Consider the following 17,570-nt stretch of genomic DNA (forward strand, 5'->3'; position numbering starts at 1 on the left):
CCCAGCGAGACCAGCCTGACAACACATGAGCAAGCGCGATTACTACGAAGTCCTGGGTGTGGCCCGGGACGCCAGCGACGAAGACCTGAAGAAGGCCTATCGCCGCTGTGCGATGAAGCATCACCCGGACCGCAACCCGGGTGACGCCGCGGCGGAAGCGGCGTTCAAGGAATGCAAGGAAGCCTACGAAGTGTTGTCGGACGGCGCCAAGCGGCGCACCTACGATGCGCATGGGCATGCCGCCTTCGAGCATGGCATGGGCGGCGGAGGCGGTCCCGGCGGTCCGGACATGGGCGACATCTTCGGCGACATCTTCGGCAACATCTTCGGCGGAGGCGGTGCGCGCGCCGCACGTCGCGGCGCCGATGTCGGCTACGTGATGGAGCTGGACCTGGAGGAGGCCGTCGCCGGGGCCGAGAAACGCATCGAGATCCCGTCCCTGGCGGCCTGCGAGCCCTGCAAGGGGTCGGGCTCGGCGGACGGCAAGGTCGACACCTGCACGACCTGCGGCGGGCGTGGCAACGTCCGCATGCAACGCGGCATCTTCGCGATGCAACAAGCGTGTCCGGCCTGCGGTGGTCGCGGCCAGACCATCAAGAATCCCTGCACCGAGTGCCATGGCGCCGGTCGCATCGAGGAAGAGAAGGTCCTGTCGGTCAAGATCCCGGCCGGCGTGGACAACGGCGATCGCATCCGCCTGACCGGGGAAGGCGAGGCCGGTCCGCCGGGTACGCCGCCGGGCGACCTGTACGTGGAAGTGCGCGTGCGCGAGCACGACATCTTCCAGCGCGACGGTGACGACCTGCATTGCGAAGTGCCGATCCGCATTTCGCAGGCCGCCCTGGGCGACACCGTGCGCGTGCCGACGCTGCATGGCGAGGCGGAAATCCGCATTCCCGCCGAAACCCAGACCGGCAAGCTGTTCCGGTTGCGCGGCAAGGGCGTCAAGTCCGTGCGCAGCCGAAGCGAGGGCGACCTGTACTGCCGCGTGATGGTGGAAACGCCGGTCAACCTGACGGCCGAGCAGCGCGAGCTGCTGGAGAAGTTCGAGGCCACCTTCAGCGGCGAGGAGGCGCGCAAGCACTCCCCGAAATCGGCAACCTTCCTCGATGGCGTCAAGGGCTTCTGGGGCCGCATGACATCCTGAGGTCCCGCGGTGGGATCGTGAGTCCGAAACGCCCGGCACCGTCCGGGCGTTTTCTCGTCCAGCGCCGGGCGCCTTCCGCCGTTGCTACGATGACGTCCTCGCCAGCCGGCGGGGCTCACCATCGGACAGGGAGGACGCAGGACATGCGGACGGGGACAGGAGTGGGGATGAAGGGAAGCGCCATGCTGGCTTGCCTGTTGGCTGGCCTGGGGACGGTGTCGGCGCACGCGGCGGACGACCGCGCCCTGCAGACCGAGCACGAGCGCGTCGCCTACCTGGTCAACGCGGACGGCAGCTATGTCGAAACGCGCGAGACGGCGATCAAGGTGTTGAAGGAAAGCGCGCTTGAAGCCGCGAAGACGGCATCGGTCAGTTACAGCACCAGCATCCAGAAGGCCGACGTCGTCGCGGCCTACACGCTCAAACCCGATGGTCGCAGGATCGATGTGCCGTCCGGCAACTATCAAGTGCAGGCCGCCTCCGGTCAGGGTGGCGACTCTCCGGTCTACTCCGACCTCACCACGCTGACCGTGGTCTTCCCGGCATTGGCGCAGGGCGACACCACCGTGTTCGCCTATCGCCTGACGGCCTCCCAGCCGATGTTTCCGGGCCAGTTCTCGATGATCGAGAACTTCAATCCCTCGCAGTACTACGGTGACGTCAAGATCACCGTCGATGCACCCGCCACGTTGCAGGCCAGCCACCAGCAGTGGCAGATGCAGGAGAGCCGACGGGAGCGCGACGGCCGTCGCGTGATCGAATGGACATGGCGCAATCGCACGCCGGTGGCGCGCGAAAGCCTGCGGGACAGCGTGTTCAATCACGAACGCTATCCCGGCTATGCCTATTCGACCTTCCGCGATTACGCGCAGATCGCGCAGGCCTATGGCGGGCCGGCGAACGCCAAGGCCGTGCCGACACCACGTATCCGGACCCTGGCGGACGAAGTCGCCGGCGATGCCCGCGATCCGCGCGAGGTGGCGCGCCGCCTGTACGAATGGGTGTCGCGCAACATCACCTACGCCGGCAACTGCATCGGCTTGGGCGCCGTGGTGCCACGCGACCTCGATGCGGTGCTGGACAACAGGATGGGCGACTGCAAGGACCACGCGACGCTGCTGCAGGCGCTGCTGTCGGCCAAGGGGATTCCCAGTACGCAGGCACTGATCAATGCGGGGGGCACCTATACCTTGCCGAAGGTGCCGGTAGCTTCCGTGGTCAACCATGTCATCACCTATATCCCCAGCCTGGACCTGTATGCCGATTCCACTGCGGCGACGGTCCCGTTCGGGTCGTTGCCCGGGGGTTCCGCCGGCAAGCCGGTGCTGCTGGTCGAAGGGCACCACGACGATGCGATGACGCCGTTGCGGGAGGCCGGACGCGACGGCCAGAAGCTGACCACCGAACTGCGGGTCGCCGCGGATGGTTCGATCAAGGGCACGCAGCGCGTCGAACTGAGCGGGCGACTGGCGGTGGCGGCGCGTGACCAGTTCCGCGACCTGCCGGCTGCCGAGGCCGACAAGATGGTACGCCGCTACTTCGAACGCATGGCACTGACGGCGAAGGGAAGCGTCCGTTACCCAGATGCGGGTCCGCTGCAGGACGATTTCAGCATCGACGCCGATTTCGAGGTGGCGCGCATGCTGCCCACGTCCGGTGGCATGCAGCCGCAGCCGTGGTTCATCAGCTTCGCGCCGATCGGCGGCATCGTGGCCCGTGGCGTCGGCAGCAGCGAGCAGCCGCCCGGCGAAAGCGGCTGCGGCGGCATCTACTCGGAAGAGGATTACGTGATCGAGTTTCCCGCTGCCGTGCGTATCGCCACGCTGCCACGCGACATCGAAGTGGAAGAAGGCAACCTCGCGTATCGGGCGACCCATCGGCGCGAAGGCAACCGGATCCGCATCAGCCGGCGGCTGGACGACCGCACGCCGGGGCCCGTGTGTTCGGCCGACTACAACGCCGCCTACGCGCGGACCATGCAGCGCCTCATGCCCGGCCTGCGTGAGCAGATCGTCTATCTGGGGGCGGACGCCGGTGCCGACTGAGCCCCATGCAAGGCATGCCATGGAGGTGTCTGGTCGGCCGCTGATCGGCATCGTCGGCAGCGCCGGTGCCTATGGCCGCTGGCTGCAACGCTTCTTCCAGGACAGGATGGGGTTGCAGGTCATCGGCCATGATCCGGCGGACGTGTCATCCACCGGCGAGGCCGACCTCGTGCGGCATGCCGATGTGCTGGTGTTCTCCATCCCCATCCGGCGTACCGCCGCGGTGATCGAACGCTACACGGCGTTGGCGGCGGGCAGCGAGGCCGGCAAGTTGTGGCTGGACGTCACGTCCATCAAGTCCGTGCCCGTGGACACGATGTTGCGCTCACGGGCGGAGGTCGTCGGGCTGCATCCGATGACTGCACCGCCGAAAGCGCCGACGCTGAAAGGCCGGGTGATGGTGCTGTGCGAAGCCAGGCTGGATCAGTGGCGCACTTGGGTGGACCGTCTGGTGCACGCGCTCGATGCCGAATGCGTGCGCGCCTTGCCCGAACAGCATGACCGGGTCATGGCGCTGGTGCAGGCGATGGTCCACGCGACCCATCTGGCGCAGGCGGGCGTCCTGAGGGGGCAGGCCGCACAGGTGGGCGATCTCGCGGCCGTGATGCCGTTCCGCTCGGCGTCGTTCGAAATGGATGCCGCCGTGATGGCGCGCATCCTGTCGTTGAATCCCGCGATCTACGAAGACATCCAGTTCGGCAATCCGCATGCAGGGGAAATCCTGCGTGCGCTGGGCGAGCAGATCACGCGCATGGCCTCGCTGGTCGGCGACGGTACCGATGCTGCCCGAGCGCATTTCCGCGATGAGTTCCTGCGCGACAACCGCACGGCCATGGGCGACGCCGCCCTCGCCGAAGGCAATTACAGTTACGAACGGATCGGTTACCTGCTCGCCGATCTTGCGGGTGCGAAGGCGCTCAGCGTGCATTTGCCGGAAGATCGGCCCGGCTCGCTCCGGGCCCTGTTGGATGTCTTCGAGCGCCACGCTGTCAGCCTGTCGTCCATCCATTCCTCGCGCACGCCCGAAGGCGACGTGCATTTCCGGATCGGTTTCGATGCCGAGGTGGATGCGGACGCATTGCAGCGCACGATCGATGACATCGTCGCGAACCAACTCGGTCGTGTCCTGCCTCAGGGCGCTGCATAGCGATACTGGACAACCTGCGCGCAAGTAAACCGGTTTACTCGACACTGTGACATGACAGGCTCTAGCATCGTGCCTGTCGGGCTGCGTGCGCGTCCTGGCGCTCATCATCCGCAGGGAGTGACGGAGATGGTCCAAGAGAACAAGCTGGTTTCGCTTTCATCCGTGCGGCCCGCCGCCGCCGCGATGGCCCAGGAGGATGCGGTCGCGCTGCTGACGCGGATCGTGGCGGCGCAGAGCGAGATCGCTGCCGCAGGTCCGGACCCCCAGGATGTGGTCGATGCGATCACGTATCGCGCGCAGGAACTCACACGCTCGGCGGGCGCGGTGCTGGAGATCCGCGACGGCGACAAGATGCGCTACTGGTCGGCGAGCGGCATCGCCGGCAATCAGGTCGGCCTGATGCTGCCGGTGCAGGGCAGCCTGTCCGGCCGATGCCTGGAGGAAGGGCGCGTGCTGCGCTGTGACGACAGCGAAACCGATCCACGCGTCAATCGCGACGCCTGCCGCAACGTCGGCCTGCGCTCCATGCTGGTGGCGCCGTTGTACTTCCGGCGACAGGCGGTGGGCGTGCTCAAGGTCGTCTCCACGACGCCGGGTGCTTACGGCGATACCGATCAACGCACGCTCGACCAGCTGAGTACGCTGGTCGCCGCCAGCCTGTACAAGGCGATCGAACACGCACAGATGCGTGCAGCGCTCGAACAGAGGAAAGGGCAGGGTGAGCGCGATCGGCAACAGTCCAGCGAGGCGCGCGCGCGCCTGCATGCGGTACTGGGCGATGCGCAGCTGAGTGCCGCGCTGCAACCGATCGTGCGTCTGGAGGACGGCGCGATTGTCGGCTACGAAGCGCTGGCGCGGTTTCCGGTGGAATACGACATGTCGACCGGGCGATGGTTCGAGGAAGCCGCCCGCCACGGCATGAGCATCGAGCTGGAACTGGCGGCGGCACGCGTGGCGCTCGGTCATCTCCCGCGCATTCCCGCGGATGCCTACCTCGCGATCAACGTGTCGCCGGAAACGGTCTGCAGCGCCGAACTCAAGGCCATGCTCGAGGCGCATGAGCCGCACCGGCTGGTACTCGAGATCACCGAACACACGCCGGTCGAGGATTACACGCAGCTCAACGCATGCCTTTCCGCCCTGCAGGCACTGGGCATGCGTATCGCCGTCGACGATACCGGCGCGGGATTCTCCAGCCTGCGTCATGTGCTGCGCCTGGCGCCGGACATCATCAAACTGGATTTCACCCTTGTGCGCGAGGTCGACCAGCGGCCGCGCATGCAGTCGTTGATAGCCGCCCTGCTGACGTTCGCACGCGGCACCCGCGCCGAGATCGTGGCCGAAGGCGTGGAAACACCGGAACAGCTTGAAACCCTCAAGCAACTCGGCGTGCCCTATGCGCAGGGTTACCATCTCGGGCACCCCGAGGTGCCTTGAGGCCGACGGGTGCCGTGGTCGCCAGCGCCGCGACGGGCGGATACCATGCAGGCATGGACACCACACCGACACGTCTTCTCATCCACGGCGCCTCCGGACGCATGGGGCAGGCGCTGCTGCGGCTGGCGGCTGAGCCGTCGGCCGGCTATCAGGTGGTCGCCGCGGTCACGCGACGTTCGCCGTCGCCGCGCGTCGTCGACGGCGTGCCGTATTTCGCCGCCAGCGAATTGGCCGGTGTGCCGGCGTTCGATGTCGCGGTCGATTTCAGCCTGCCGGATGGCTTCGATCCGATCCTCGCCTTGTGTGTCGAGCGTGGTGCGCCGCTGGTCTCAGGCACGACGGGAATTTCCGACGCACAGATGACGGCCGTGACGCAGGCGGCTGTGCGCATCCCGTTGGTCTGGGCGACGAACTTCAGCCTGGGCGTCGCCGTGCTGGCCGAGTTGGTGGAGCGGGCGGCCGTCGTATTGCCGGGATGGGATGTGGATGTCGTGGAATCGCATCATGTCCACAAGAAGGATGCGCCTTCCGGGACCGCGTTGACCCTGGGGCAGGCGGCTGGCAGTGCCGGTGCCGAGGTCCATTACGCCAGCCTGAGGGCGGGCGACATCGTCGGCGAACATACGGTGCAGTTCGCTGGCCTTGGAGAGCGCATCGAACTGGTCCACCGTGCGACCCACCGCGATGTGTTCGCCCGTGGCGCGCTGCATGTGGCGTCCAGGCTGGTCGACCGACCGGCCGGCCGCTATCGGGTGCGCGACCTGCTCGATTGAGTGCATTGTCCGCGTGTCAACGCGACGCGCAAACCTGAACACGTTCTCCGCCAGCGGTCTGCCAATGGTCTGACGAGGGAAAAAAAGGTAGCGCTGAACAGGCCATCCCCGTACAATTCGCCCTCGCCTGTTACCCATCGCCACGGACCGGATAAAAGCCGCGTTCGCGGTTTCTTGCAGCCGCAAGTCGGTGGGGCAGGGTTCCTTCACCCCAAGGCGAACCCCGTGACACGACCCGCAATTCTCGTACTCGAAGACGGCACCGTATTCGAGGGCGAATCCGTAGGCGCAGACGGCCTTTCGGTCGGCGAAGTGGTTTTCAACACCGCCATGACCGGTTACCAGGAAATCCTGACCGACCCGTCGTACGCCCGCCAGCTCGTCACCCTGACGTATCCCCATATCGGCAACACCGGCTGCACCGACCAGGACGACGAAGCATCCAAGGTCTGGTGTGCCGGCTTGATCGTGCGTGACGTGCCGCGCCGCCCCAGCAGCTGGCGCAACCAGCAGGCGCTACCGGAGTGGCTGTCGACACGCGGCATCGTCGCCATCGCCGGCATCGACACCCGCAAGCTGACCCGCATCCTGCGCGAACGCGGCGCCCAGAACGGCGCGCTGATGGCCGGCGATGACCTGGATGTCGAAAAGGCGCTGGAAGCCGCTCGCAAGTTCCCCGGCCTGAAGGGCATGGACCTAGCGAAGGTGGTCACCACCGACAAGGCCTATCCGTGGCGCGATGGCCAGCTGGATCTGGACCGCAACGCCTTCGTGCAAGCGCCGGCGAAGTTCAAGGTCGTGGCCTACGACTTCGGCGTGAAGCACAACATCCTGCGCATGCTGGCCGAGCGCGGCTGCGACGTCACCGTCGTGCCCGCACAGACCAGTGCCGCCGATGTGTTGGCGCTGCAGCCCGACGGTGTGTTCCTGTCCAACGGTCCGGGCGATCCGGCGCCGTGCGATTACGCGATCACCGCGATCCGCGAATTCATCGCGAAGCAGGTGCCGACCTTCGGCATCTGCCTCGGTCATCAGCTGCTGGCGCTCGCCGCGGGCGCGCAGACCATGAAGATGGGCCACGGCCACCACGGCGCCAACCACCCGGTACAGGACCTCGACAGCGGCCGCGTGATGATCACCTCGCAGAACCACGGCTTCGCGGTGGACGAAGCGTCACTGCCGGCCAACGTGCGGGTGATCCACCGCTCGCTGTTCGATGGCACCAACCAGGGCATCGAACTGACCGATGCCCCCGCGTTCTCCTTCCAGGGCCACCCGGAAGCATCGCCGGGCCCGCATGACGTCGCACCGCTGTTCGACCGCTTCGTCCAGTCGATGGACGCCGCGCGCTGAGCCAACGCAGCACCGAACCGCACCACCTGTGTTTACCGGCCGCACGCCGCGCAGCGCGCGCGGCGGCCACGCGAAGAACCGAGGACAGCATGCCCAAGCGCAACGACCTTAAAACCATCCTGATCATCGGCGCAGGCCCGATCGTCATCGGCCAGGCCTGTGAGTTCGACTACTCCGGCGCACAGGCCTGCAAGGCACTGCGCGAAGAGGGCTATCGGGTGGTGCTGGTCAACAGTAACCCGGCGACCATCATGACCGACCCGGAGATGGCGGACGCGGTGTACATCGAGCCGATCAACTGGCAGACGGTCGAGAAGATCATCGCCAAGGAGAAGCCCGATGCGCTGCTGCCGACGATGGGCGGCCAGACCGCGCTGAACTGCGCGCTGGATCTGGCCGACAATGGGGTGCTGGAGAAGTACGGCGTCGAGCTGATCGGCGCCAAGCGCGATGCCATCCGCATGGCCGAGGACCGCGAACTGTTCCGTGTGGCGATGAGGGAGATCGGGCTGGAGTGTCCGAAGGCCGCGGTCGCGCGCACGCTGGACGAAGCCCTGGAAATCCAGACCCGCGTCGGCTATCCCACCATCATCCGTCCCAGCTTCACCCTGGGCGGCAGCGGCGGCGGCATCGCCTACAACCGCGAGGAACTGGTCGACATCGTCACCCGCGGCCTGGAACTGTCGCCGACCACCGAAGTGCTGGTGGAGGAGTCGGTGCTGGGCTGGAAGGAATTCGAGATGGAAGTGGTCCGCGACACCGCGGACAACTGCATCATCGTCTGCTCCATCGAGAACCTCGACCCGATGGGCGTGCACACCGGCGACAGCATCACCGTCGCCCCGGCGCAGACCCTGACCGACAAGGAATACCAGCGCCTGCGCGACGCCTCCATCGCGGTGCTGCGCAAGATCGGCGTGGACACCGGTGGCTCGAACGTGCAGTTCGGCATCAATGCGCAGACCGGTCGCGTCGTCGTCATCGAAATGAATCCGCGCGTGTCGCGCTCCTCGGCGCTCGCCTCCAAGGCCACCGGCTTCCCGATCGCCAAGGTCGCGGCCAAGCTGGCCGTGGGCTACACGCTGGATGAACTGAAGAACGAGATCACCGGTGGATTGACGCCGGCTTCGTTCGAGCCGGCGATCGATTACGTCGTCACCAAGATCCCGCGTTTCGCATTCGAGAAGTTCCCGCAGGCCGACGCGCGCCTCACCACCCAGATGAAGTCGGTGGGCGAGGTGATGGCGATGGGCCGCACCTTCCAGGAATCGCTGCAGAAGGCGCTGCGTGGCCTGGAAACCGGCAAGGTCGGCCTCGCCCCCACCGGCCTCGATCTGGCCGACGAGGACGATCTGGCCAAGCTGCGCCGCGAGCTGAAGGCGCCGGGCCCGGAGCGTCTGTTCTTCGTGGCCGATGCGTTCCGCGCCGGCATGACAGTGGAACAGGTACACGCGCTGTCGTTCATCGATCCGTGGTTCCTCGACCAGATGGAAGAGATCATCGCCGCCGAGCAGCAGCTCGCCGCCGATGGCCTGGGGTCGCTGGACAAGGCACGCATGCGCCGCCTGAAGCGCATGGGCTTCTCCGATGCGCGCCTGGCACAGCTGGCGAACACCAATGAAACCGCGGTGCGCGTGCTGCGCAAGGCGCTGGGCGTGAAGCCGGTCTACAAGCGCGTGGACTCCTGCGCGGCCGAATTCGCCACCAGCACCGCCTACCTGTACTCGACCTACGAGGACGAGTGCGAAGCACAGCCGACCAATCGCGACAAGATCATGATCCTCGGCGGCGGCCCCAACCGCATCGGCCAGGGCATCGAGTTCGACTACTGCTGCGTGCACGCGGCGCTCGCGCTGCGCGAGGACGGGTTCGAGACCATCATGGTCAACTGCAACCCGGAAACCGTCTCCACCGACTACGACACCTCCGACCGCCTGTACTTCGAGCCGCTGACGCTGGAAGACGTGCTGGAAATCGTCGAGCTGGAACAACCGAAGGGCGTCATCGTGCAGTACGGCGGCCAGACCCCGCTGAAGCTCGCGCGTGCGCTGGAAGCCAACGGCGTGCCGGTCATCGGCACCAGCCCGGATTCGATCGACCTTGCCGAGGACCGCGAGCGCTTCCAGCAACTGGTCGACAAGCTCGGCCTGAAGCAACCGCCTAACCGCATCGCCCGCAACGATCAGGAAGCGCTGCTACTGGCGCGCGAGATCGGCTATCCGCTGGTGGTGCGCCCGTCGTACGTGCTGGGTGGCCGCGCGATGGAAATCGTGTACGGCGAATCCGACCTGGCCCGCTACGTGCGCGATGCGGTGAAGGTCTCCAACGATTCGCCGGTGCTGCTGGACCGCTTCCTCGACAATGCCGTGGAAGTGGATGTGGACATCATCGCCGACGCGGAAGGCAACGTGCTGATCGGCGGCGTGATGGAGCACATCGAGGAAGCCGGCGTGCACTCGGGCGATTCGTCGTGCTCGCTGCCGCCGTATTCGCTGTCGGCGAAGACGCAGGACGAACTGCGCCGCCAGGTGGTCGAGCTGGCCAAGGCGCTGAAGGTGGTCGGCCTGATGAACACCCAGTTCGCCATCCAGTCCGGCGAAGACGGCAGCGACGACATCGTCTATCTGCTGGAAGTGAACCCGCGCGCCTCGCGCACGGTGCCGTTCGTGTCCAAGGCCACGGGGATGCCGCTGGCCAAGATCGCGGCCCGCTGCATGGCCGGCAAGACGCTGGCCGGGCAGGGCGCGACCAAGGAAATCGTGCCGGACTACTACTCGGTCAAGGAAGCGATCTTCCCGTTCGCCAAGTTCCAGGGTGTCGATCCCATTCTTGGCCCGGAGATGCGCTCCACCGGCGAAGTGATGGGCGTCGGCCGCAGCTTCGGCGCAGCGATGGCGCGCGCACAGGAGGCCGGTGGCATCAAGGCGCCGCCGGTGGGCAAGGTGTTCATTTCGGTGCGCGACCCGGACAAGAAGCGCGTGCTGCCCGTCGCCCAGGAGCTGGTCGGCCGCGGCTACAGCATCGTGGCGACGGCAGGCACGGCGGCGTGGTTGGGTGAGCACGGCATCGCCTGCGAGCAGATCAACAAAGTGCAGGAAGGCCGCCCGCACGTGGTCGACCTGATCAAGAACGGCGAAATCGTGTATATCGTCAACACCACGGAAGGACGCCAGGCGATCGCCGACTCCTTCTCGATCCGGCGCGAGGCCTTGCAGCATCGCGTCACGTACTCAACCACTGTCGCCGGCGCCAAGGCGCTGGTGCACTCGCTGGAATACCGCGGCACGGGCCCGGTGCTGGCGTTGCAGGAACTGCACAAGGAGCTTCAAGGGTGAGAGCCCCATTGACGATGGAAGGCGCACAGCGCCTGCGGCAGGAGCTTGACCTGCTGAAGACGGTCAAGCGTCCGGAAGTGATCACCGCCATCGCGGAGGCGCGTGCGCACGGCGATCTCAAGGAGAACGCCGAGTACCACGCTGCGCGCGAGCAGCAGGGGTTCATCGAAGGCCGCATCAAGCAGCTCGAAGGCGAACTGTCGCACTCGGAGATCATCGACGTCAGCAAGCTCAATGCGGGTTCGCGCATCGTGTTCGGCGCCAGGGTGGTACTGGCCGACGTGGATACGGATGAAGAGAAGCGCTACCAGATCGTCGGCGACCTCGAGGCCGACATCAAGCTGGGCCTGATCGCCATCTCCTCGCCCCTGGCGCGTGCGCTGATCGGCAAGCATGAAGGCGACAGCGTCACCATCGACGCGCCGGCCGGCCAGCGCGAATACGAAATCGTCAGCGTTTCCTACGCCGACTGAGCCGATGGCCCAGGCCACCCTGCTGTTGCCTGCCCGCACCCGCCTGGTCGGGCACGCTCTGCCCCCGGACGTCGCCAGGGCGCTCGGGCGCGCCGATCGCAGCGAAGGCGAGGCGGGTGAGCGCGCACAACTGCGCCGCCAGTTCCAGTTGGTCCCCGACCACTGGCCGGTCGCCGCGCTGACGCGCCAGCGTGACGCGCGCGATGCGGCTGGTGCGACATGGCTGCGTGCCGATCCGGCGCGTGTGTCGCCCGACATGACCGGTGCACGCATGCTGGCCTATGGCGAAGCGCTCGCGCTCACCGACGAAGACACCACGCAACTGTTGCCGTCGCTGAAGCCCCTGTTCGGCGATGCCGGCATGTTGCTCGATGCACCGAATCCGGCGCGCTGGTACCTGCGCCTGCCGGTGGACGCGAAGCTGCCGGCGTTCGCATCTGCCGGCGACGTGCTCGGCGACGACCTGTTCGCGCACCTGCCCGAAGGCGATGCGGGCCGCCGCTGGCGGGCGCTGCTCAGCGAGGCCCAGGTGCTGCTGCATAACCACCCATGGAACGCGCAACGGGCGGCGCAGGGCAAGCCACCGGTGAACTCGCTGTGGTTCTGGGGCGGAGGCGTGCTGCCGGACGCGGTGATCACCGGATTCCGCCAGGTGAAGGGCAACGACGTGCTGCTGCAGTCGCTGGCGCAGATGGCCGGCATCGAGGCCGTGCATGCCAACGGCGAGGGCGGGGTGGATGCGCTGATCGACCTGCGCCACCTGCGCAACCTCGACCTGCTGTGCAGCGATGCGTTGCGGCCGCTGCTGGACGCGCTGCGCAAGCGCGAACTCGATGCGCTGAACCTCGATTTCGAGGACGGTGCGCTGTTCACGCTGCGTCGCGAACAACGCTGGCGCCTGTGGCGCGGTCCACTGAATCGGCTGGACACGGTACGCCCGGACCACGTTCCGGCATGACGCCGTCCCCGCGTATCCGTCGTCGTGCCATCGCGCCCGGCGGGCAATGGCCGGACAGCGTGCCGCCGCTGCTGCGGCGCATCTACGAAGCCCGTGGCGCGCTGTCGGTCGAGCAGGCGCAGCCGAGGCTGGCGCAGTTGTTGCCGCCCGACTTGCTGGGCGGGCTGGGCGAGGCCACCGCGTTGCTGGCGGACGCGATCGCGCAGGACCGGCACATCGTCATCGTCGGCGACTTCGACTGCGATGGTGCCACCGCTTGCGCGGTGGGCGTGCGCGGCCTCGTCCTGCTGGGCGCCACGCGGGTCACGCCGGCGGTGCCCAACCGCATGGTCCATGGCTACGGCCTGTCGGCCGCGCTGGTGGACGAACTGGCGGCATTGCAGCCCGACCTGCTGGTGACGGTCGACCACGGCATCGCCTGCCATGCCGGTATCGCCGAAGCGAAAGCACGCGGCTGGCAGGTGCTGGTCACCGACCATCACTTGCCGGGCGAGGTATTGCCGCTGGCCGACGTCATCGTCAATCCGAACCTGCGCGGCGATCCGTTCCCCAGCAAGATGCTGGCCGGCGTCGGTGTGATGTTCTACGTGCTGCTGGCGTTGCGCCGTGTACTGCGCGAACGCGGCGCGTTCGCGGGCGCGGAGCCGGATCTCTCCACGCTGCTCGATCTCGTCGCCATCGGCACGGTTGCCGACCTGGTGCCGCTGGACGCCAACAACCGCGCCCTTGTGGGGGCCGGCCTGCGCCGCCTGCGCGCAGGGCAGGGATGCGCCGGCCTGCAGGCATTGATCCGCGTGGCAGGGCGCGATCCTGCGCGACTGACGGCCGCCGACATCGGCTTCGCCATCGCTCCGCGCCTGAATGCCGCCGGACGCCTGGAGGACATGGCACTCGGCATCGCCTGCCTGCTGACGGACGACGCCACCCAGGCGGACGAGATGGCGCGTGTGCTGGACGGCATCAACGCCGAACGTCGCGGCGTGCAGCAGCAGATGGTCGACGAGGCGCAGGCGGCGCTGGCCCGCATCGACAGTGCGGAAGGCGCGCCGGTGCCGCTGGCGCCGTGCCTGTTCGATCCGGAATGGCACCCGGGCGTGGTCGGTCTGGTGGCATCGAAGATCAAGGAACGGCTGCATCGACCGGTGATCGCGTTCGCGCCAGCCGAGCCTGGCAGCACCACCTTGCGCGGCTCGGCGCGTTCGATCCCGGGCTTCCACATCCGTGACGCGCTGGCGGCAGTCGATGCCCTGCATCCCGGCTTGATCCAGCGCTTCGGTGGCCACGCGATGGCGGCAGGACTGTCGATGGACGAGAGCGCGTTGCCGCAGTTCCGCACGGCCTTCCACCGGTACGCCACCAGCAGGCTGGACGATGACCTGCTGCGTGAGGAGGTGCTCAGCGATGGCGAACTGGCGGCGGACGAATTCGACCGCGCTCACGCCGACGTGCTGCGCGCCGCTGGCCCGTGGGGGCAGGGATTTCCCGAGCCGGTATTCGATGGTGTGTTCGACGTGCTCGACTGGCGCGTGGTCGGCGAGAAGCACCTGAAGTTCTCGCTGCGCCGGGCAGGCCAGGCGATCGCGCTGAATGCGATCCAGTTCAACGGCTGGCACGACCACGCGCCACCGACACGCATCGAAGCCGCGTACCAGCTCGATACCGACGACTGGAAGGATCGGCGCGGCATCCAGTTGCTGATCCGGCACTGGTCACCGGCGGATTGACTTCAGGCCGCGCGCGTCGCCGGCACCTGCGGCAGACGTTCCACCGCATAACTGGCCACCAGTTCGATGGCGCCGCTGCGGACGGCGTCCTCGGGCGCTTCCAGCAGCGCTTGCAGCGCGGTGCCGCCCGGCAGCGCGCGGCCCCATAGTCCGGCCCACGCATTGCGGCGATCCTTGGCGGCGTACAGGGCGCGGTCCGCCATGCGCAACGCGTAGTCCCAGCCGCTGGCGGCGTTGTCGAAGAACGGGAACGGTGCGAAACCCAGCGACACGGTCAACGGCCACTGCTGGCGCGGTGCCAACTCGTGCACTTCACACAGCGCTTCGTGCAGCCGCGACGCAACCGTGCAGGCCTGCGCCTCGGTCAGGTCGGCGCAGGCCATCAGGAACTCCTCGCCGCCCCAGCGGGCGATGACATCGTCGACGCGACCGATGTCGCGCAGGCGGCGCGCCAGCGCGATCAGCACCTGGTCGCCGGCGTGGTGGCCGAAACCGTCGTTGACTTTCTTGAAGTGATCGATGTCGATCAGGAACAGCACGTGGCGGGTGCCGGCGGCCAGGTGCTGATGCCCGTCAGTGAGTCGGTGGCGCTGACCTTCCGTAGTTGCCGGTTCTTGCGACGCTGCAACAGGCCGAATCCGACACCGGCTAGCACCAGCAGCACCAGCAGGGCGACGCCGTAGCGGCGCAGCAGCGTCGACTTTTCGTCGTTCAGTACGCGGATCTGCGCCTGGTGGCGCATCGTCTCCAGTTCGCGCTGCGCGGCGGCGCTCTCGCTGCGGGCCTGCAGATCGGCCAGCAGCTCCAGCCGTTGTTCCTTCAGCGTCTGCATTTCCAGCGCATGCAGGCGTGCGCCGACGTCCATGGCGTCGTCCGCCTGGCCCTGCGCGGCGTGCGCGGCCATCCAGGCGCGCAGCACTTCGCGCTGCTTCTGCGGATGCGGGGTGCCGTCCACGTTCGACCAGGCGCGCTTCGCGGTCGCCAGTGCACCCGCGTAGTCGCCCGACAGGCGTTGCAACGTCGACAGCTTCGCCAGCGATCCCGCCAGACCGGGCTTGTCGGCGCTGTCCTGCTGGGCCTTGATGGCGGCGTCGAGCAGCGGCCGTGCCTGGGCGAGGCGGCCCTGTGCGATCCAGAGACCGGCGCGCTCGGCGCGCAGGCGATCGACCACCGATTGCGCCTGCTTGCGGCGCGCCAGCGCTTCGCCTTCGTCGATCACGGCCATCGCCTCGTCGGTGCGGCCGAGCCGGACCAGGTTGAGGGCGTGGTTGTGCAGGATCAGCGGATCCTCCAGGCCGACCGAGCCCGCGGCCGCCAGGGCTTTGCGGTAATAGCCATCCGCGACTTCCGGGGAATCGAGGTAGTCCGCATGGATCAGGCCGATGTTGGTCAGCGTGGTGGCCTGGAACAGGGCGGCCTCCTCGGCCGGCAGCTGGGCGGCCAGGCCCTGCGCATGCAGGTAGGCGGCTTCCGCGCGATGGATCTGGCCTGCGCCGTGGAACACGGAGCCGGCCTGCGAATAGGCGCGTGCACGGAACTGCACGGGCAGGCGGGGGTGCTCCTTCACCAGCCGCTCCATCTGCGCACCGGCTTCCACGGCGCGGGTCCTGTCGCCCGCAAGCCCGGCCGCGATGCCGAGGCAGCTGTAGATCTTCACTTCGTCCTCGACCGCCAGGTCGGGCTCGCGCAGCAGCGACTCCGCCAGCGCGACCGCGACCGGGGGAGCATCGCGTCGCAACTGCAGGCAGCGCTTCACCTCGTCGGCGCGCTGGTCGACGACCGGTTGCGTGCCCTGGGCACGTGAAGACGGCAGGCCGAGCATCAGCACGAGGCCGAGCAGGCAGGGCAGCAGCGGAACGGGCAGGGTGGTGGCGGGAGTCGGCATATGCGGACGGCTCTCGGGAGGACGCGACTGCAGCGATGCAAGTCCCGTTCCAGCCGGCGGGCGTCGGCACGTCGTCGCGTGAGCCTCTGGTATCCTTGCCGACCGTTTCCAGCCCCCGCCCCACGACCCATGATCGAGCTCAATCCCATCCGCCAGCGCATCGCCGACCTGCAGGACAGGCTGGCCTCGCTCCGGGGGTATCTTTGACTACGATGCCAAGCGCGAGCGCCTGGAAGAAGTAAACCGCGAGCTGGAAAGCCCGGACATCTGGAACAACGCCGAGTACGCCCAGCAGCTCGGCCGTGAGCGCTCGCTGCTGGACAAGACGGTCAACGGCATCCGGGACATCGAGGAAGGCCTGACCGGCGGCAGCGAACTGCTGGAACTGGCCGAGATGGAGAACGACGAGGACACCGCGCAGGCCGTGGTCGCCGACGTCGAGCGCTACGCCGTGCACGTGGGCAAGCTGGAGTTCCAGCGCATGTTCTCCGGCAAGATGGACAGCTCCAACGCCTTCGTCGACATCCAGGCCGGTGCCGGTGGCACCGAAGCGCAGGACTGGGCGGAAATTCTGCTGCGCATGTACCTGCGCTGGTGCGAATCGCGCGGCTGGAAGACCGAACTGATGGAAGCCAGCGGCGGCGACGTCGCCGGCATCAAGTCAGCCACGCTGCGGGTGGAAGGCGACTTCGCCTACGGCTGGCTGAAGACCGAAACCGGCGTGCACCGGCTGGTGCGCAAGTCGCCGTTCGACTCCGACAACCGCCGCCATACCAGCTTCACCTCGGTGTTCGTGTCGCCGGAAGTCGACGACAACATCGACATCGACATCAATCCGGCCGACCTGAAGACCGACGTGTACCGTTCGTCCGGCGCGGGTGGCCAGCACGTCAACAAGACCGAATCGGCGGTGCGCATCACCCACGTGCCGACGGGGATCGTGGTGGCCTGCCAGACTGGCCGCAGCCAGCACCAGAACCGCGACAACGCGATGAAGATGCTGGCCGCCAAGCTGTACGAGCTTGAGATCCAGAAGCGCAACGCCGAGCGCGACGCGGTGGAAGCCACCAAGTCCGACATCGGCTGGGGCAGCCAGATCCGCAACTACGTGCTGGACCAGAGCCGCATCAAGGACCTGCGCACCGGCATCGAACGTTCGGATACGCAGAAGGTGCTGGACGGCGACCTGGACGAATTCGTCGAGGCCAGCCTGAAATCCGGCCTGGAGGCCGGCTCCAAACGCATCGACGCCTGACGTTCCGCTCCACCCACTTTCGGCCGGACATGCCCGGC

13 protein-coding genes are annotated in these 17,570 nt (G+C 67.3%); 11 read left to right on the forward strand and 2 right to left on the reverse strand.

Going from position 1 to position 17,570, the window contains the following annotated elements; genetic code table 11:
* The first annotated feature begins 25 nt into the window (after positions 1 to 25).
* From dnaJ to recJ, 10 genes are all read left to right on the forward strand, one after another.
* The gene (gene dnaJ / locus AX730_RS02805; RefSeq protein WP_062351633.1) at positions 26 to 1,147 is read left to right on the forward strand and encodes a molecular chaperone DnaJ; all 1,122 of its coding nucleotides are present in this window, start codon (positions 26 to 28) and stop codon (positions 1,145 to 1,147) included.
* 167 nt (positions 1,148 to 1,314) lie between these two features.
* Positions 1,315 to 3,192: a DUF3857 domain-containing transglutaminase family protein gene (locus tag AX730_RS02810; RefSeq protein WP_062351636.1), complete on the forward strand. Its 1,878-nt coding sequence runs from the start codon at positions 1,315 to 1,317 to the stop codon at positions 3,190 to 3,192.
* 19 nt (positions 3,193 to 3,211) lie between these two features.
* Entirely contained in the window at positions 3,212 to 4,339 is a 1,128-nt protein-coding gene (locus tag AX730_RS02815) for a prephenate dehydrogenase (protein ID WP_083537673.1), read from the forward strand.
* A gap of 126 nt (positions 4,340 to 4,465) precedes the next feature.
* A complete protein-coding gene (locus AX730_RS02820) occupies positions 4,466 to 5,776 on the forward strand; it encodes a sensor domain-containing phosphodiesterase (RefSeq protein WP_062351639.1) in 1,311 nt (436 codons plus the stop codon).
* Between the two features lie 53 nt (positions 5,777 to 5,829).
* Positions 5,830 to 6,549: a 4-hydroxy-tetrahydrodipicolinate reductase gene (dapB, locus tag AX730_RS02825; protein WP_062351642.1), complete on the forward strand. Its 720-nt coding sequence runs from the start codon at positions 5,830 to 5,832 to the stop codon at positions 6,547 to 6,549.
* Between the two features lie 225 nt (positions 6,550 to 6,774).
* Entirely contained in the window at positions 6,775 to 7,902 is a 1,128-nt protein-coding gene (gene carA / locus AX730_RS02830; RefSeq protein ID WP_062351644.1) for a glutamine-hydrolyzing carbamoyl-phosphate synthase small subunit, read from the forward strand.
* 89 nt (positions 7,903 to 7,991) lie between these two features.
* Positions 7,992 to 11,237, forward strand: a complete 3,246-nt coding sequence (gene carB, locus AX730_RS02835; protein WP_062351647.1) for a carbamoyl-phosphate synthase large subunit — start codon at positions 7,992 to 7,994, stop codon at positions 11,235 to 11,237.
* 8 nt (positions 11,238 to 11,245) lie between these two features.
* A complete protein-coding gene (greA, locus tag AX730_RS02840; RefSeq protein WP_198146996.1) occupies positions 11,246 to 11,710 on the forward strand; it encodes a transcription elongation factor GreA in 465 nt (154 codons plus the stop codon).
* A gap of 4 nt (positions 11,711 to 11,714) precedes the next feature.
* Entirely contained in the window at positions 11,715 to 12,668 is a 954-nt protein-coding gene (locus AX730_RS02845; protein WP_062351653.1) for a hypothetical protein, read from the forward strand.
* Complete coding sequence (gene recJ, locus AX730_RS02850) at positions 12,665 to 14,392, forward strand: single-stranded-DNA-specific exonuclease RecJ (RefSeq protein WP_062351656.1); 1,728 nt, start codon at positions 12,665 to 12,667, stop codon at positions 14,390 to 14,392. Before AX730_RS02845 ends, recJ begins: the two co-directional genes overlap by 4 nt.
* A 2-nt stretch (positions 14,393 to 14,394) precedes the next feature.
* Here recJ and AX730_RS19105 read toward each other — a convergent pair whose 3' ends face one another.
* Complete coding sequence (locus AX730_RS19105) at positions 14,395 to 14,931, reverse strand: GGDEF domain-containing protein (protein WP_062351659.1); 537 nt, start codon at positions 14,929 to 14,931, stop codon at positions 14,395 to 14,397.
* The gene (locus tag AX730_RS18745; protein ID WP_062351662.1) at positions 14,919 to 16,277 is read right to left on the reverse strand and encodes a tetratricopeptide repeat protein; all 1,359 of its coding nucleotides are present in this window, start codon (positions 16,275 to 16,277) and stop codon (positions 14,919 to 14,921) included. The genes AX730_RS19105 and AX730_RS18745 overlap by 13 nt, the downstream gene beginning before the upstream one ends.
* 129 nt (positions 16,278 to 16,406) lie before the next feature.
* Here AX730_RS18745 and prfB point away from each other — a divergent pair.
* Positions 16,407 to 17,532 (forward strand): peptide chain release factor 2 gene (prfB, locus tag AX730_RS02865; RefSeq protein WP_157074069.1). Its coding sequence is split into 2 segments (ribosomal slippage): positions 16,407 to 16,481 and positions 16,483 to 17,532, totalling 1,125 coding nucleotides; the frame shifts between segments, so codons are not numbered across the junction.
* Positions 17,533 to 17,570 lie beyond the last annotated feature (38 nt).

The organism is Pseudoxanthomonas mexicana, from assembly GCF_001556105.1.
Classification (GTDB): Bacteria; Pseudomonadota; Gammaproteobacteria; order Xanthomonadales; family Xanthomonadaceae; genus Pseudoxanthomonas_A; species Pseudoxanthomonas_A mexicana_A.

Excerpts from the sequence above, each read along its gene's own strand:
- AX730_RS02815 (WP_083537673.1), top strand. The coding sequence starts at position 3,212 with ATGGAGGTGTCTGGTCGGCCGCTGATCGGCATCGTCGGCAGCGCCGGT.
- AX730_RS02845 (WP_062351653.1), top strand. The coding sequence starts at position 11,715 with ATGGCCCAGGCCACCCTGCTGTTGCCTGCCCGCACCCGCCTGGTCGGG.
- AX730_RS18745 (WP_062351662.1), bottom strand. The coding sequence starts at position 16,277 with ATGCCGACTCCCGCCACCACCCTGCCCGTTCCGCTGCTGCCCTGCCTG.
- AX730_RS02820 (WP_062351639.1), top strand. The coding sequence starts at position 4,466 with ATGGTCCAAGAGAACAAGCTGGTTTCGCTTTCATCCGTGCGGCCCGCC.
- recJ (WP_062351656.1), top strand. The coding sequence starts at position 12,665 with ATGACGCCGTCCCCGCGTATCCGTCGTCGTGCCATCGCGCCCGGCGGG.
- dnaJ (WP_062351633.1), top strand. The coding sequence starts at position 26 with ATGAGCAAGCGCGATTACTACGAAGTCCTGGGTGTGGCCCGGGACGCC.
- AX730_RS02810 (WP_062351636.1), top strand. The coding sequence starts at position 1,315 with ATGAAGGGAAGCGCCATGCTGGCTTGCCTGTTGGCTGGCCTGGGGACG.
- carB (WP_062351647.1), top strand. The coding sequence starts at position 7,992 with ATGCCCAAGCGCAACGACCTTAAAACCATCCTGATCATCGGCGCAGGC.
- dapB (WP_062351642.1), top strand. The coding sequence starts at position 5,830 with ATGGACACCACACCGACACGTCTTCTCATCCACGGCGCCTCCGGACGC.